General features: G+C 43.3%; 15 protein-coding genes and 1 pseudogene. 9 read left to right on the top strand and 7 right to left on the bottom strand.

All coding sequences use genetic code 11. The features are described 5' to 3' along the window. Positions 1-23 precede the first annotated feature (23 nt). Positions 24-1,274, top strand: coding sequence for a cytosine deaminase (gene codA / locus JMX07_RS10065; protein WP_201607733.1), 1,251 nt, complete (start codon positions 24-26; stop codon positions 1,272-1,274). A gap of 210 nt (positions 1,275-1,484) precedes the next feature. Here the strand turns inward: codA and JMX07_RS10060 are convergent, their stop codons facing one another. Continuing rightward, positions 1,485-2,606, bottom strand: a complete 1,122-nt coding sequence (locus tag JMX07_RS10060) for a Fic family protein (RefSeq protein ID WP_201607732.1) — start codon at positions 2,604-2,606, stop codon at positions 1,485-1,487. Between the two features lie 342 nt (positions 2,607-2,948). On the opposite strand from JMX07_RS10060, the pseudogene JMX07_RS10055 reads away from it, so the two are divergent. From JMX07_RS10055 to JMX07_RS10025, 8 genes and pseudogenes are all read left to right on the top strand, one after another. After that, positions 2,949-3,122, top strand: a pseudogene (locus tag JMX07_RS10055) (ATP-binding protein); the annotation flags it as partial. A 178-nt stretch (positions 3,123-3,300) separates the two neighbouring features. Next, entirely contained in the window at positions 3,301-3,774 is a 474-nt protein-coding gene (locus tag JMX07_RS10050) for a diacylglycerol kinase (RefSeq protein ID WP_201607731.1), read from the top strand. A 118-nt stretch (positions 3,775-3,892) separates the two neighbouring features. Beyond that, complete coding sequence (locus JMX07_RS10045) at positions 3,893-4,702, top strand: PAP2 family lipid A phosphatase (RefSeq protein WP_201607730.1); 810 nt, start codon at positions 3,893-3,895, stop codon at positions 4,700-4,702. 271 nt (positions 4,703-4,973) lie between these two features. After that, entirely contained in the window at positions 4,974-5,372 is a 399-nt protein-coding gene (locus JMX07_RS13700; RefSeq protein WP_265088365.1) for a YceI family protein, read from the top strand. A gap of 8 nt (positions 5,373-5,380) precedes the next feature. Beyond that, positions 5,381-5,587: a YceI family protein gene (locus JMX07_RS13695; RefSeq protein ID WP_320158006.1), complete on the top strand. Its 207-nt coding sequence runs from the start codon at positions 5,381-5,383 to the stop codon at positions 5,585-5,587. A 122-nt stretch (positions 5,588-5,709) separates the two neighbouring features. Next, entirely contained in the window at positions 5,710-7,107 is a 1,398-nt protein-coding gene (locus JMX07_RS10035) for a c-type cytochrome (protein ID WP_413786679.1), read from the top strand. Between the two features lie 94 nt (positions 7,108-7,201). After that, complete coding sequence (locus tag JMX07_RS10030; protein WP_201607727.1) at positions 7,202-8,803, top strand: flavin monoamine oxidase family protein; 1,602 nt, start codon at positions 7,202-7,204, stop codon at positions 8,801-8,803. Positions 8,804-8,890: 87 nt separating this feature from the next. Next, the gene (locus JMX07_RS10025; protein ID WP_413786675.1) at positions 8,891-9,622 is read left to right on the top strand and encodes a c-type cytochrome; all 732 of its coding nucleotides are present in this window, start codon (positions 8,891-8,893) and stop codon (positions 9,620-9,622) included. Between the two features lie 21 nt (positions 9,623-9,643). Here JMX07_RS10025 and JMX07_RS10020 read toward each other — a convergent pair whose 3' ends face one another. The 6 genes from JMX07_RS10020 to JMX07_RS09995 form a co-directional block, all read right to left on the bottom strand. After that, complete coding sequence (locus JMX07_RS10020) at positions 9,644-10,063, bottom strand: PaaI family thioesterase (RefSeq protein WP_201607725.1); 420 nt, start codon at positions 10,061-10,063, stop codon at positions 9,644-9,646. 62 nt (positions 10,064-10,125) lie between these two features. Next, a complete protein-coding gene (locus JMX07_RS10015) occupies positions 10,126-10,668 on the bottom strand; it encodes a DUF3124 domain-containing protein (RefSeq protein WP_165597419.1) in 543 nt (180 codons plus the stop codon). 44 nt (positions 10,669-10,712) lie between these two features. Next, positions 10,713-11,414, bottom strand: a complete 702-nt coding sequence (locus JMX07_RS10010) for a potassium channel family protein (protein WP_201607722.1) — start codon at positions 11,412-11,414, stop codon at positions 10,713-10,715. A 68-nt stretch (positions 11,415-11,482) separates the two neighbouring features. Then, positions 11,483-13,243, bottom strand: coding sequence for a TrkH family potassium uptake protein (locus JMX07_RS10005; RefSeq protein WP_201607720.1), 1,761 nt, complete (start codon positions 13,241-13,243; stop codon positions 11,483-11,485). Positions 13,244-13,455: 212 nt separating this feature from the next. After that, entirely contained in the window at positions 13,456-14,397 is a 942-nt protein-coding gene (locus JMX07_RS10000) for a DMT family transporter (RefSeq protein WP_201607718.1), read from the bottom strand. Between the two features lie 31 nt (positions 14,398-14,428). Then, entirely contained in the window at positions 14,429-14,809 is a 381-nt protein-coding gene (locus tag JMX07_RS09995; RefSeq protein WP_265088364.1) for a hypothetical protein, read from the bottom strand. Positions 14,810-14,963: the final 154 nt, after the last annotated feature.

Raw genomic sequence — 14,963 nt, 5'->3', positions numbered from 1 at the left:
ATAATTACCAATTAGGAGACACCATGATTATTAACAATGCCAAACTACGAGGCAAACAAGGTCTATATAGTCTTGAGTGCAAAAATGGGAAGTTTGTAAGTATCATTGAACAAGATGGCCCAGTCATTGCATTAGAGTCAAGTCTTGATGCAAAAATGAATCTGCTATCCGCTCCATTTGTTGAGCCTCATATTCACCTTGATGCTGTATTTACAGCAGGCGAGCCAAACTGGAATTTGAGTGGCACGTTGTTTGAAGGGATAGAGCGTTGGGCTGAACGTAAGCCAATGTTAACTAGCGAAGATGTTCAGCGACGAGTATTAAAAGCCGTACAACTATTGGTCGAAAATGGCGTTCAACACATTCGCACACATGTTGATATTACCGATCCTGAATTAGTTGCCTTAAAAGCAATAGTCGCTTTAAAAGAAAAACTCAATGCTTATATTGATTTACAAATAGTTGCATTCCCCCAAGAAGGTATTTTTTCCTTTCCCAACGGCAAGGCACTGATGGAAAAAGCACTTGAACAAGGTGCTGATGTCATCGGTGGCATTCCTCATTTTGAATATACTAGAGAATATGGGGTTGAGTCGATGCGATGGATCATCGACCTTGCGGAAAGGCATGGAAAGTTGGTTGATGTCCATTGTGATGAAATAGACGATGGCGCATCAAGGTTTTTGGAAGTATTGGCTACAGCCGCTTTAGAAAAAGGGATTGGAGAACGAGTGACAGCAAGCCATACTACTGCAATGCACTCTTATAACAATGCGTATTGTTCCAAATTATTTCGTTTACTAAAAAAATCTAAAATAAATTTTATTGCTCTTCCTACTGAAAATATGCATCTACAAGGACGCTTTGATGGTTATCCTAAGATTCGCGGTATCACACGAGTTAAAGAGATAAAAGATGCTGGAATGAATATATGTTTCGGTCAAGACTCTATACAAGATCCATGGTACACACTAGGTAATGGCAAACTACTTCGTGTTCTAGATTCAGGGATTCACTCATGTCATATGATGGGATACGAGGATTTAGAAACTGCATTAGACTTAATTACAGATAATGGTGCTAAAACGCTCAATATATCTGCAAACTACGGTATAGAAGTAGGTAAGCCTGCAAACTTTATTATTCTTGAAGGTAGCAATGATGTCGAAGTAATCCAAAAACAGGGCGATGTTTTATACTCTGTAAGAGAGGGAGAGGTACTCATATCTAGACAGCCGGCTACTCTGAATCAAACAATATCTTTAACTGAATGAAAGAATGTTTTTTTACGAGCTACCAAAAATGCGTTCAAGAGTGTTTTCTTGAACGCTTCATCCTTTGCTTATAGCACCATATTTTCTTAGAATTTGACGCTAATTGGATAGTAGTTCGTAAGTACCTCATAATCTCTATATAAGCATAATTTGTGCGAACACATTAAATTGTAACACCGTATAAAAGTTCTCTAAAGCTCATATTCTTTATCATAAAACCAACTCATAACTCGTACTACGTCCTGATGCTATAGATTTTTGCATCATGTCCTTCTCTATTAAATCATTAATATCTCGTAGTGCAGTGTCTATAGAACACTTGGTCATAGTCGCCCATTTCTTAGTGGTAAGTTTGCCATAAAAATCAGTCAGCAAAATATTTAGCATTTTTACTTGCCTATCATTTAAAGCGTACTGTCGATGCGTCTGCCAAAAGCCCGCCTTACTGATAATTTTATCCGTGGTTTCTTGAGCTACAATGAGGGATTGCTCTAGCGTTTGCAAAAACCACACCAACCAATCCGTGATATCTTTATCACCTTTTTGCGTACGTTCTAGTATTTTGTAATAGTCATTACGCTGTTTAAGAATTTGCGCTGACATACTATAAAAGCGTTGGGCACTGTTATCGCTTTTTGCCAGCATACGTTCTGTGAGTGCTCGTGTTAGTCGTCCATTTCCATCATCGAATGGATGCAAAGTCACAAACCATAAATGAGAAACACCTGCTTTTATGACCAAATCTATATCGTCTTGCTTATTTGACGAAGTGTTAAACCACAATAAAAATTTGCTTAACTCATCTGGCAACCTATCGGCACTCGGGGCAACAAAATGAACCTGCTCACGACCATACCCACCAGAAACTACTTGCATTGGTCCTTTACTATCATCACGGATACTGCCTGCTTGAATACGATAAAGACTACTATATCCAGCTGGAAATAATGCTCGATACCATCCAAGTAAATCATTTAATAATAACGGCTGTTGATAACGATAGGTGGCACTTAGCATCATCTCTAACACCGCATCAATTTCACGAGTAGTGGTTGGCATGCTGGCACTATCTAACCCTAAATACCCCGCAACTAAGGAGCGCATTTGTTCACCATTTAGCGTTTCACCTTCTATCTCAGAATTTTTAATAATCTCTAAGGTCACCGCATCCAATTGCGCCTCAACATTCAGATCGAATCCTAGTGTTAGCAGCTTTCCTAATAAATGGCCTTGTAATATCCGCACACGACTGACGAGTGGCAATAGATTTTTGTCCAACCATTGCCATTCAGTCCAGTTTGGATGTTCATGAATATAAGTAACATGCTTCATATGTTCCTCAGAAATATGCAGGGATTAGGACAGTAATCTCCTTATATCATGCAGAGAATAAGCAGTAGAAACAATATGTAGAAGTTCAAAAACGACAATAGTAGACGTAATAAGAATAGATTCTCAACGAACACACATAGTTTTGCAGTTTAAGAAGGGCTTGAGTAGAGGTAAAAACACTATAAAAATACAGTGCCTAAATACGAGTTAAATTTTATTTAACTATAATTTACATCGTGATTATTTGATCGTATAACATTGACGGGCTATTAATATCAATGCGTATAAGATATTGTCAGGATATAAACTTTGGTCGACCTACCTTGACATGGTAGAGGGTCTCAGTATAAAGACGAGCAAACAATCCTGTCGTCAGAGCATGAGACAAAACATAAGGTTGAAGGCTCAGGTCTAGGACTCAGTATCGTCCAGCGTATCATGTCGCATATGGGCTGGCAGCTCACTCATCAAGCCAATCGCTCAGGTGGAAGCACCTTTAGTATTTATTATAAATAACCTAGTGATAGTCCAAAGATATCTTCATTTCCCCATCAGTAATTATGATGGGGAAATGAAAAATTTAAATACCTATTACTCTTTATTCTCACCCCTCTATGTCCTCTTAACGTTTTCTTAACCTCTCCCGTCTTATACTCAGGCTATCTTAATTTTAATAGACCATTAAGAGTGCCATATGAAGCAAATTACTCATACCAACCTTATAGAGCCGTCAACCGAGCATAGTTCTGTCAACCAAACAGCACATGATAGTGCACTTGCAGCTGACAGCTTTGCAGGTCATGCCAAAGGTAAAACGGGGCTTTACCGCATTGTAAAAGCCACTGGTTACTCTATAGATGGCTTTAAAGCCGCATATAAATTTGAAGCGGCTTTTAGACAAGTTGTGTGGCTCAACCTTGTACTGCTGGCTGCTGTCATCGTTATGCCTTTTGCGCTTGGTATAAAAATGATGCTAGTCGTCGCTTCTTTTTTATCTTTGATTGTTGAGCTGCTCAATACAGGAATTGAAGCCTGTGTCGACCATACTTCCACGGCCAAACACCCGCTCGCAAAAATTGCAAAAGATGTCGGCTCTGCAGCACAGTTCTTAGCGTTAAGTTTGTTAATGGTTTTATGGGTAATGGCGTTGTCTGCGCTATTTTATTAAAGCATGACGAGCATTCGTATAACAGCGCAACACGCTGCTAGCACTATCTTAGAAAAATAATAAAACGAAGGTCGTATTAGGATCTATCAACATCGCATATACGTTATCAGGTGTAGTCATGACTTCAGAAAACAACGCAATGACTTGGGACTGGCTAAAACTACTGTGCGTGACCATCATGGCCACCTTAGTTTTTGAGCATAGCCAATTAGATGTACGCATCAGTAAGCTTTTTTATAACAATGGACACTGGGTACTCGAAAAAGGCGCGCAGCCTTATGCATTTATCTTTTATGATTTACCCAAAGTATTATTGATTCTTTTGGCTGTCTATCTCATAGCGGTTTTAATCATCAAGTATAGACAGTCAAGGCTTAATGCTACTGCCTTAAACCGCAATAAGCTCAGTCATAATAAACTTGATAAATTTATGCTTCCTTTACCTATGCGCGAGATTAGCTACCTACTGATTATATTGGCGATTGTACCTGCTACCATTGCCACGCTCAAAGGCGTCACCCATGTTAGTTGCCCAAATGACTTGGTTATTTTTAATGGGGATTTACCCTACCTCAATCTTTGGCAAAACATCGTAGCAGCAACGCCTGCCAGATGCTTCCCAGCAGCTCATGCCAGCGCAGGATTTTCTTTATATGGACTGGCTTTTTTACCGACACTAAGAAAATACCGCTATCAGATAGTCATATCAGTAACCGTTTTGGGCTGGACAATGGGACTGTATAAAATGCTGTTTGGCGATCACTTCTTTAGTCATACATTGGTCTCAATGCTGCTGTCATTAACGATAGCTTGTGCGCTCGCAGCCTTATTTTTTAAACAATCGATTAAAAATAAAGCATACAGCACCAACGATGATAAAGGACATACTGGTCTGAGCTTGTCTAACATTGAGCACTCTAACACTTAAAGTTAGCACTTAGCTTCAATACCTAGGTTCAGTACTTATGCATCAGTACTTAGCTTCAGTAATTAGCTATCAGTACTCATTTATCAGTACTTAGAATTGACGTTCGGACGTGACAGAGTCGTTCGTTATCTCTTTACTAAAATAGCACTACTAAGTATTTGAAAAACCCTGTATAAATAATAAACAATCACTGGCTTATTGTTAAGCAAACGCAAGGATAGCGCTTGTGAATAAGCTCCTCTATTTCAATAGCCAGTAAAGGAATGTAGCTATGCGCTTGTTGTTTATTAGGCCAAAACCTTCGCATATCTATTCTTTTTTGACCATTTTATTATTGCTCGTAGGCGCTGCAAATAGCAGTCAAGCTGCCAGTTACGCTATTAATCCTGCCAGCACTCATATTCGATTTGCTATCGAACGCTTTAAGAGTTCAGCCACGACTGGTGGCTTTTACAATATCAAAGGTCAATTGCAATACGATCCAAGCCAAAGATTAGGCAACATCTCACTAATCATACCGATAAACTCTTTAAATACGGGCAACCCTTCTTTCAATAATAGTTTAACGGGGCCTGAATTTTTTGATATGCAGAGGTTTCCTTCAGCGCATTTTGAATCGACAAAATGGCATTTTAATCAAGATAAAAAAGCCCTCAGGTCACTCGGGTAGATGGACAACTGACACTGCATGGCGAGACCCACCCAATTAGCCTCACCGCGACTAAGTTCGATTGTTATCTAAACACGAGCATCAGAAAAGATGTTTGCGGTGGCGAGTTCACTGCTACGATTAATCGCACAAAATGGAATATCAATAAATTCGCTTGGTTCGGACTGACCAAAAACCTTGACTTAAGTATCAAAGTCGAAGCCGCCAGACAGTAGTATTTTTTAACGTTTCGCCATTGTCTGAATGGATACTGGTAGTGATTTGCAGAAAGCTTAAAAAGGAATTAGACATGATTCATCGGTATTATAAGGACATTGTGAAGCCACTTTCTGCCGTCATGCCAGCATTGTCATTTTCTTCGATAATAACACTGACGCTGACATTAACGTTGGGATTCAGCTTAGTGTCTACCGTCGTGATGGCAGGCACAGTCAGCCTGCCAATGGAAACTTTGCCCAGTCGAATAACCCTGCCAAATGTCAGCCCTGCTAATAGTGCGCTTGCCAACCGCGGGGCTTACGTGGCGCGTACCGCTGACTGTATGGCCTGCCACCGTGATGACTATAGTGGCGGCGTACCAATTGAGACGCCGATTGGCAATATCTACTCGACCAATATCACACCGTCAACGCGCTATGGCATCGGCAACTATACTGAATCTAACTTCAAAAAGGCTTTGCGAAAAGGTCGTGCACCCAATCATCAGCTTTATCCTGCGATGCCTTACCCGTCTTATCATGGCATGACAGATGAGGATATCAGTGCATTATTTGCTTATTTTCAGACCGTACCTATCGTAGACAAACCACCTGAAAAAACCACTCATTTGCCTTTTCCATTAAATATTCGTAGCTTAATGCTGGCATGGAATGTCATCAATGTGCCCTCTACCGAAAACCGCTCAGGCCTAACCCAAACCCAGCAGCGCGGTGAGTATCTGGTCAATAACCTAGAGCACTGTGGCACCTGTCATACCCCGCGTAACTTAACTCAAGGTCTTGATAAAGACCGCTATTTATCCGGCGCACCACTTGGTAAATGGTTTGCACCGAATATTACGCCTGACAACGACACAGGTATCGGCCTTTGGAGCGAAATGGATATCGTAACTTACCTGCGTACAGGCACGCTTGATAAGCGCGCTTATGCGGGCGGCCCGATGGCAGAAGCCGTGGCGCACAGTACGCGTTATCTCACTGATGAAGACCTTATAGCGATGGCTGACTATTTAAAAGTCGTTCCAGCCATTAAGACCGATGACTACTTGATACCTGTCAATGTCTCTCGTCTACCGCAACCAGTCAGTAACTCCATTACTTATGACTTGCTAGAGCAGAAAGACTATCTGGCACAGGCTAAAACGAATACTGTCAACAGTGCCAACAATAGCGGCAGCAATAATAACTTGGACAGCAATTCGCCAAAAGACTTATATCTCATCCATTGCGCTAGCTGTCATGGCGTCGACGGTTACGCCCAGCCCGATGCTCGCTACGCATCCATCGTTGGCCTCAGTAGTATTCGCCGCGTAAAACCTGATGCACTGATTGGCGTCATTGCATTTGGGGCAAAAGGTGCCTTTAACACAGCACCAAAAATGCCCGGCCTCTCAGAAGACTTAAGCCCTGCACAGATTGCTAATATTACTAACTATGTGCGTGTCACCTTTGGTGGTTTACCCAACAGCGATGTCAACGCGGCTGACGTCACGCGCGTGATTAAAGAAAAAAGCTAACCCTAAGAATTGGCATTAAAACTAATGATAAAAAATGCGCCCTAATCTTCGCCTTTTGTCATATGGCAAAGACCAGCACGATAAGGATAATCCTATGAATGACCTGCTCCAATCTCCCACGCGGCGGCAACTGCTCTCCATGATTGGCAAGACCGCAGGCGCATCTGCGATGTATCAAGCGATGACCACGTTGGGGTTTGCATCCGAGTCGAGCTTTAACGAAGAAATGAATCTGAAAGGCGCACCTGCTGGTGCCAGTATCGTGATTTTGGGTGCAGGATTGGCCGGGCTGACTGCAGCCTATGAGCTGCGAAAAGCGGGCTACAAAGTGACCGTGCTTGAGTACCAAAATCGTGGCGGCGGACGTAGCTGGACACTCAACAGCGGTGATAAATATACAGAGCTGGGCGGTGCTGAGGTCACTTGCGACTTTAAAAAAGGCAATTACTTTAATGGTGGTCCATGGCGATTGCCTATCCATCACTACGCGGTCTTTCATTACTGCAAAAAGTTTGGCGTCGCATTGCAGCCATTTATCCAAACCAATGATCGCGCTTATCTACACCGTACCAATCACTTTAACGGCGCGCCGCAGCGCTTGGGCGAAGTGCAGAGTGATATTCGCGGTTATGTGTCAGAACTGCTGTCCAAAGCCGTCAATAAAGGCAGTCTCGACAGTAGCGTTGATAAAGAGGACAAAGAAAAACTACTCGAAGGGCTAAAGAGTTGGGGCGTTCTGGACAATAACTATCGCTATGTCAAAAGCCATGAAACCGGCAAGCATCGCGGCTACAGTGTGTATCCGGGTGGTGGATTGATGCCAGATGCCAAGCCTTCAATCCCCATACCGATGGATAAGCTACTAGACTCAGGCATGTGGTCGGACATTTATAGCAACTATACCGTGCATGTGCATCAACCAACGATGTTTCAGCCTGTCGGCGGTATGGGAAAAATCGGTGATGCGTTCACGCGCGAGTGCCGCGATATGATTACCTTCAATGCCAAAGTCACTAAAATCAATCAAGACGAAACTGGGGTTACCGTTGACTATGTCGATAGCAACAGCCCTGACGGTGCCACCAAAACCGTGCGAGCAGATTGGTGCATTTGTACTATTCCTTTGTCCATATTGACTCAGATTGATATCAACGTCTCCGCTCCGATGAAGAAAGCAATGGCAGCCGTTCCTTATGATAGCTCTTACAAAGTGGGTTTGGAGTTTAAACGACGGTTTTGGGAAGAGGATGAATGGATCTATGGCGGCATCACTTATACCGATATGCCCATCTCGCAAATCTCCTACCCGTCACAAGATATGTTTAGCTCAGGCTCAGGTGTGTTGCTTGGTGCTTATGGATTTGGGGAAGCCTCATACAAGTTTAACTCGTTGACTCCCAAAGAGCGTATCAATGCCGCGCTCGCCTATGGCAAACAGATTCATCCGCAATATACCAAAGAGTTCCGCTCAGGCACATCCGTCGCATGGCATCGTATCCCTTGGTCGCTTGGCTGCTACGGTATCTGGAGCGAGTCAAGTCGTGAGCAGTACTATCACACATTATGCGAGATAGATCATCGTATTGTGTTAGCAGGAGAGCATTGCTCACATATTCCTGCATGGCAAGAAGGCGCGATATTATCCGGTATGGATGCTGCCAAACGCTTACATCAAAAGGCCAAGAAACTTGGATAGCCAGCTTTTGAGTAATGAGCTTTGAATAACCAGGCTGCCGTTCAAGCAAGGATGATAACAATGAGACTAAGCACATTAGGAACAATCATGAACATGGTGACATCAAACTTAATCAAACCATTTAGCCCACTCAGCTCAGGCAAAGCAATGATGATGTTCATGGTTGGTGGGTCGATAGCGTTAACAACGTTGCCAGGCTGTAGTCAGTATAAGGCAAAAAACGCAGCCACTATCGCCAACCCGCAGACCGCAGACCGCAGACCGCAGACCGCAGACCGCAGACCGCAGACCGCACCCATGGTATTTGACAACAATTTTGACAATCAAGCCAGTCGCAATCAGGGCGCATGGAGCGGCGTATATATGTCCAAAAACGAGTTGGCTGAACCCGCTAGCAATATTGTCGATGTGCGCTCAATACCAAATATGAGTAAAGATATTAACCTGCAAAAATGGCTCGCAAAATTTGAAGGCAACACACAAGGTAAAACGGGGTTCTTTACGACCAATGGCAAAAAGCTCTACGATGACTCCTGTGCTGGTTGTCATATGCAAAAAGGTGAAGGCGCGCAAGGCGCAGGCTACTATCCACCGCTAGCTAATAACAGCAAGATGCAATCAAAGTACTATATTATTAGTGTGTTAATTAATGGCCTACGCGGCATGCCATCATTCCACCGTATGATGAGCGATGAACAAATAGCAGCCGTCACACAATACGTGCATAGCGATCTAAATAACTTCACAGATATAGTGACTCCTGCCAATGTCGCACAGCTACGCCATGACTTTCCACCAGGTTCTGATCCTAGTGAGTAAGTAAAATACACGACAAACTAGCTAGCCTTCAATACGCTTAGGCGGCACCGAATACGTGCCAACTACGTGAGCCACGATGTCATCACATCCTTCTGAATAAAGGGACACCTCGCCTACTATCAACGTGCGTCCTACTTTCATCAAGGTACATTCGGCGATAATACGCGCATTTGCTGACGGCTTACGCAAAAAGTTGATGGTCAAACTCGTCGTCACCGTTAACGGGACAATACCGATTCTTCCGAGTATCGCGACATAAATGGCGACATCAGCGACAGCCATCATGACAGGTCCTGAAACTGTGCCACCGGGACGCAATTCATTTATACCGATCTCATGCGATAAGGTCGCACCATTTTCGTTGACCGTCTCGACGACGCATTTGGTTTGGGGAAACTCCAATGCCATAAAGGCGCTGATTTCTTCTTTGGTTGCAGACATAACGCTTCCTTGAGTTGAATTAAACTTTCCTTGTTACTTATTACTTCACTGAATACATTCCTTTAATGTATCACGGGTGTGCCTTCTGTACTAAAGGCAAACCCTTTATTGCTAAAGTTACCGATCATGACTGCTTCTATCACTGGTCTGACGGTTTCATCCACACCTTCGACTTCGATGATAAAGTTAGCGCCAGATCCGCCTTTATCCTCTTCTTTTTCGACGATATAGTTCAGCGTGGCCATCGCTGGTAGCTCGATAGGCTTATCTAGATATGATTTAACCAGTGCCCCATCTGTATCGTAATAATCAATTTTATTAATATACAGTGATTTTTTGAGCGTGGTGTTACGTACACTCAGCGTCGCCGATAGCAGCACTTTGCGAGCGTCTCTATCGGTATAGATATCAGAATAAATCGGCACATAAAAGGTTTGCTTGTAACCAAACTGACTGTAATCCACGTCTGAGGTAATCGCCAACTCTTTAATCGGGTCTTTTTGATGTTCGGACAGAAGAACGTTCGGGTCTTGCGCGGACTGATCACAACCTGACAGTAGTGCCATTATGGCAATCAGTAGGACAGATATACTTCGCTTATTCATAATCATTTCCCTATACCTGCTGGTATCACTGCGATGGCAAGCTGCTATTTGATTTTCACACCCACACTACGTAAGAACTGATTGGTATGTTTGTTGGCGCCATAAATCACCAGTACATCGCGCTCTTGCAATACTTGCTCAGGCGTCGCCAAACCTTGAATGCTAGGCTTGCTCTGCGTACGACCAAAACTGTCTTCATAATACTCATAGCGCAACGTACTAAGCAATCGGATATTGAACTTTTGCTCTAACTGTAAGTCGTCGACAGTCTTACCAATCAGCACATTTGGAATCTTAATCTCCACCATGCTGAAGTTATCGCTCAATTCAAACGAATCGACAAAATAGCGTAGTGACAGACGCTTAGCCCAGCGATTGGCCGCTTCTTTCTCAGGGTGAATCAAATCATCCACACCGATGGCTTGTAGGACTTTTTCATGTAGCGGATTGATACTACGGCTGATCAAACGTTTTGCTTTTAACGTCTTAAACAGCGCCGTTGCCATGACATTAGCGCCTTGATCTTCGCCAATTGCCACGATGACAATATCAGTATCAACGATTGGTAATCCGCTAACCGTATACTCGTCCGTGGCATCCATACACAGCGTATGAGAAATCACCTCTTTGTAAGCTTCCACCCGTTGCATACTACTATCAATAGCAATCACTTCATGCCCTTGACTGGTCAATGCCGATCCTAACGATGCACCGAAATTTCCTAGCCCTACGATGATGTACTTCATAACTTAAACAACCTTTTTTAGTATTTTTTTGCTATTTATTAAGAACGACTCAGTCTGTTTACGACGGATTAGTTAATCGTAATCTCTTCAGTAGGATAGCGATAATTACGTTGACGCATATTTTTTAGCAGTGCAATAAATATCGTCAGCATACTGACGCGGCCAACGAACATAATGACCGAAACCACTATTTTACTAAAATCTGATAAGTCTGCTGTCAGGTTTAAACTTAGGCCCACCGTGCTATAAGCTGAGAAGCACTCAAATACCACTTTAATCAAATCAAGCTCTGGCTGATCATAACTGATGAGTGTCACGCCCGTACCGATGACCAGTAGCGACAGCCACATAATAGAAAATGCGCGGCGAACTGAAATCTCCGCAATCTCTCGTTTGAATATCTCTATCTTGGTCTGACCACGAGCTAGGCTTAATGTATTCAATAGCGCAATCGCAAAGGTACTGGTCTTGATACCCCCACCTGTAGAGTTGGGTGACGCTCCAATCCACATCAAAAATATCGTCAGCATCACCGTTGGAAACGTCAGCTCACCCATATCAATGACATTAAATCCTGCCGTACGCGGGGTAGCCGCCGTAAAAAACCCTGTTACCAGCTTCCCAAGAAAACTGGTATGGTCAGCGAGCACATTATTGTATTCAAAGATCATCACCCCAATCAGACCGACTAGCAATAGTGCGCCTGTGGTAATCAAAGTAATACGGCTATTAATATTAAGTAACCAAGGCTGATAAATATAGCGTTGGTCATGACGATTTATCAGCCGCTGAGCACGATAACGTAAATACCTAAGCACATTGACCACAATAGTAAAACCCATACCACCAAAAATAAATGTCATCGCCAGAATCAGCTGTAGCGAATAATTAAAACGTAGCGAATCATCGTACAAGCCAGCACTAAAGGTAGAGAACCCAGCATTACAAAAAGCAGAAATCGCATGAAAGACTGAAAAAAATAACTGCTCAGACCAATCCATATTGGGTATATCATAAATACTGACATAAATCAGCGCAGCCGCTACCGCCTCGACCGCAAATGTGACGTATAAGATAGACTTGAGTGTCGACACCACATCACCCATACCGCGCATATAAGACATCTCACTGATGCTGGCTTGCGTCTCATAACTGACACCACCCTTAAAAAAATAACTAAAATACGTCACAAAGGTCAAAATACCCAAACCGCCAATTTGTATCAGACCCATAATAATGACTTGGCCAAAAGTCGTAAAATAGGTGGCAGTATCCACTACGATAAGCCCTGTCACACAAACTGCACTGGTCGCGGTAAAAAGCGCATCAACAAAAGACAGCGGCTGCGTCGTCGCATTGGGCATCATCAATAGCAATGCACCAACCAGCACCACGACTAAAAAGCTTAGAATAAAAAACTGCGCAGGATGTAGAAAGGTACGATTGAGATTGAAATTATGATCGGAGAGTTCGCGGACGAAGGTGACAAACACCGCTATCTTTATCGCGACAAAGCCATCAACGGCAGCAGATAGGCCCGAACGTACTAAGTCCGTAAAATGCGCGGTCAATAAAATGATAATGGCAATGCTAGTCAGTGCGTCAAAGACGGCGACTTTATTAAGCGTTAATGGCTTTTTGGTATAGATGTAACGACCAGCGGTCACCATAAAACTAAGGAAGATGATGACCAAATAGAAAATATGGAATACTTGCTGGAGCCACATTGGTAGTGTAAAACCACTATCTAACAAGGCAATCGCTACCCCGATGACACTAATGAGAATCGTAAAATTATTTATTAATCGATAACGCGTGGCTGCATTCATAGCCTGAGTCCATGACAACAATAACCACGATACTTATACTCCTTTTTTGTCGTATCCACAAAAAGTGATTTAAGTTAATCGTAACCAATTATTGAGTCATAGTAGCTATTGATAAGTTAGATACTGATAACCAGAGCCAGATAAGAAGTGCGCATTAGGCAGTAACGGTTTTAATAACTCTATAGTTTAATGCTATCGCCTATACACACTTATTAAACCTCTTCTTTTACTCTTGCTATTTTTACGCCGCCCCATGTCACCAATGCCACGCCAATCGCAATTAAGGTGGCGCCTAAAAATAAACCTTCTGGTGGACTTTCCCCTTGCAAAAAAATAGCGACGGGCACGCCGACAATGGCTCCTACTGCACCTAACAAACTTAGCAACACAGGTCCACCTGTCTTTTGCAATAGAAATAATAGTAAAAACTGTCCAGCAAATACGCCTGCTTGTATAGCTATCATGCTTAGCGGCAACCAGTTCTCTAAAGATACAGCGATAGAGAAGTCTGACATCGCACTAAATAAACCTAGCAGCAGCGCTGCCGCAATCAACATACCTGGAGCAAGTGCGCCAGAAGACGCATTATCAGGCCAGCGTAATGTCCGATATATATTGCCAATAGCGAGTAGCACTGGCCCACAAAGCGCGATTAGAATCCAAAACACACTAGAATCTGGCGCAGAGAATTTATGTATGGCTAATGCTCCTGCCCCGATGAGTGCTGCGATGACCCCAAGCGCACGGACAATATAAAATTGCTCTATACGTAGTATCAGCGCACCAAGATAAGTTAGCAGTGGCGGCAATGAGAGGATTAAGGCGACAAAACCTGCGCCCACATGAGGAATGGCAGAAAATAACAGTAAGTTGGCGGCCGCGACACTGACCAGCGCCGCGACAAAGTAATACTCTAAGCTGCGAGCATTAAGAGGAGGAAGCTCTTTTCTGATGAGCGCTGTCATAAATAAAATAACAGCAGCGCCAGTAATCGACCAAAACAAAAACCCTAATGGGGTGAGACCGACATCGATAGCGTACTTTGCCACATTGGTCGAGATACCAGTGAGTGCCCCACCTGCCAGCAGACAAATGAAGGGCACCAGCCAAGTAGTAGTTTTGTGAATACTGGTTTGTTTGAGCGAGTCATTCATCGACTATCCTATTGGATGATGAATTTTTGAGTCATGTTAGATGGCTTTTATAATAGCTACTGGCGCAAAATGGTAGCAGGTAGGCTTTGTACAGCGACGGTTGCTGCATCAATTGCTCCAGCGACATAGCCAGGGAATGCGCTGACCACTCACTACCACAACCTGTTAGACAGTCTTGCCACACGCCTGTTTTTGGTTTGGACGGCGGTGCTACTACATGCTGACCGTTACCGCTAGCATCAGCAGGCATCGCTGTTAATGGATCTTTTGCCCAGTCTTTAAGATATTCAGCTTTTGGAGTACTTGCCTGCTCACCAAATAGTCGCACTAACTGGGCACGGCAATGTTCTTTTAGCACCGTATCAGAGACACTCTGACGTACTTGAGCAGGAACACCAAAGAAACCAAACAATGCCCCATCGCCCTCTGGCGTAGAGGCATTGTAGTGGCATAATTAAATTGGACAACTGCTAAGAGGCTATACTAACCCAAAGAAGGAAAATAGTATGACCAACAAACGCAACCAATATACCCGAGAATTTAAATTAGAAGCGATTAGCTTAGTC

This window comes from Psychrobacter immobilis (assembly GCF_904846235.1).
Lineage (GTDB): Bacteria > Pseudomonadota > Gammaproteobacteria > Pseudomonadales > Moraxellaceae > Psychrobacter > Psychrobacter immobilis_C.
The sequence above is the reverse complement of the archived record's forward strand: the minus strand, read 5'-3'. Positions and strand labels throughout refer to the sequence as shown.

What these genes read in the sequence shown, in the direction of transcription:
- JMX07_RS10030 (WP_201607727.1), top strand. Translation starts at nt 7,202, where the DNA reads ATGAATGACCTGCTCCAATCTCCCACGCGGCGGCAACTGCTCTCCATG.
- JMX07_RS10035 (WP_413786679.1), top strand. Translation starts at nt 5,710, where the DNA reads ATGCCAGCATTGTCATTTTCTTCGATAATAACACTGACGCTGACATTA.
- JMX07_RS10050 (WP_201607731.1), top strand. Translation starts at nt 3,301, where the DNA reads ATGAAGCAAATTACTCATACCAACCTTATAGAGCCGTCAACCGAGCAT.
- JMX07_RS10045 (WP_201607730.1), top strand. Translation starts at nt 3,893, where the DNA reads ATGACTTCAGAAAACAACGCAATGACTTGGGACTGGCTAAAACTACTG.
- JMX07_RS10020 (WP_201607725.1), bottom strand. Translation starts at nt 10,063, where the DNA reads ATGTCTGCAACCAAAGAAGAAATCAGCGCCTTTATGGCATTGGAGTTT.
- JMX07_RS10060 (WP_201607732.1), bottom strand. Translation starts at nt 2,606, where the DNA reads ATGAAGCATGTTACTTATATTCATGAACATCCAAACTGGACTGAATGG.
- JMX07_RS10025 (WP_413786675.1), top strand. Translation starts at nt 8,891, where the DNA reads ATGAACATGGTGACATCAAACTTAATCAAACCATTTAGCCCACTCAGC.
- JMX07_RS10005 (WP_201607720.1), bottom strand. Translation starts at nt 13,243, where the DNA reads ATGAATGCAGCCACGCGTTATCGATTAATAAATAATTTTACGATTCTC.
- JMX07_RS10015 (WP_165597419.1), bottom strand. Translation starts at nt 10,668, where the DNA reads ATGAATAAGCGAAGTATATCTGTCCTACTGATTGCCATAATGGCACTA.
- codA (WP_201607733.1), top strand. Translation starts at nt 24, where the DNA reads ATGATTATTAACAATGCCAAACTACGAGGCAAACAAGGTCTATATAGT.
- JMX07_RS13700 (WP_265088365.1), top strand. Translation starts at nt 4,974, where the DNA reads ATGCGCTTGTTGTTTATTAGGCCAAAACCTTCGCATATCTATTCTTTT.
- JMX07_RS10010 (WP_201607722.1), bottom strand. Translation starts at nt 11,414, where the DNA reads ATGAAGTACATCATCGTAGGGCTAGGAAATTTCGGTGCATCGTTAGGA.
- JMX07_RS10000 (WP_201607718.1), bottom strand. Translation starts at nt 14,397, where the DNA reads ATGAATGACTCGCTCAAACAAACCAGTATTCACAAAACTACTACTTGG.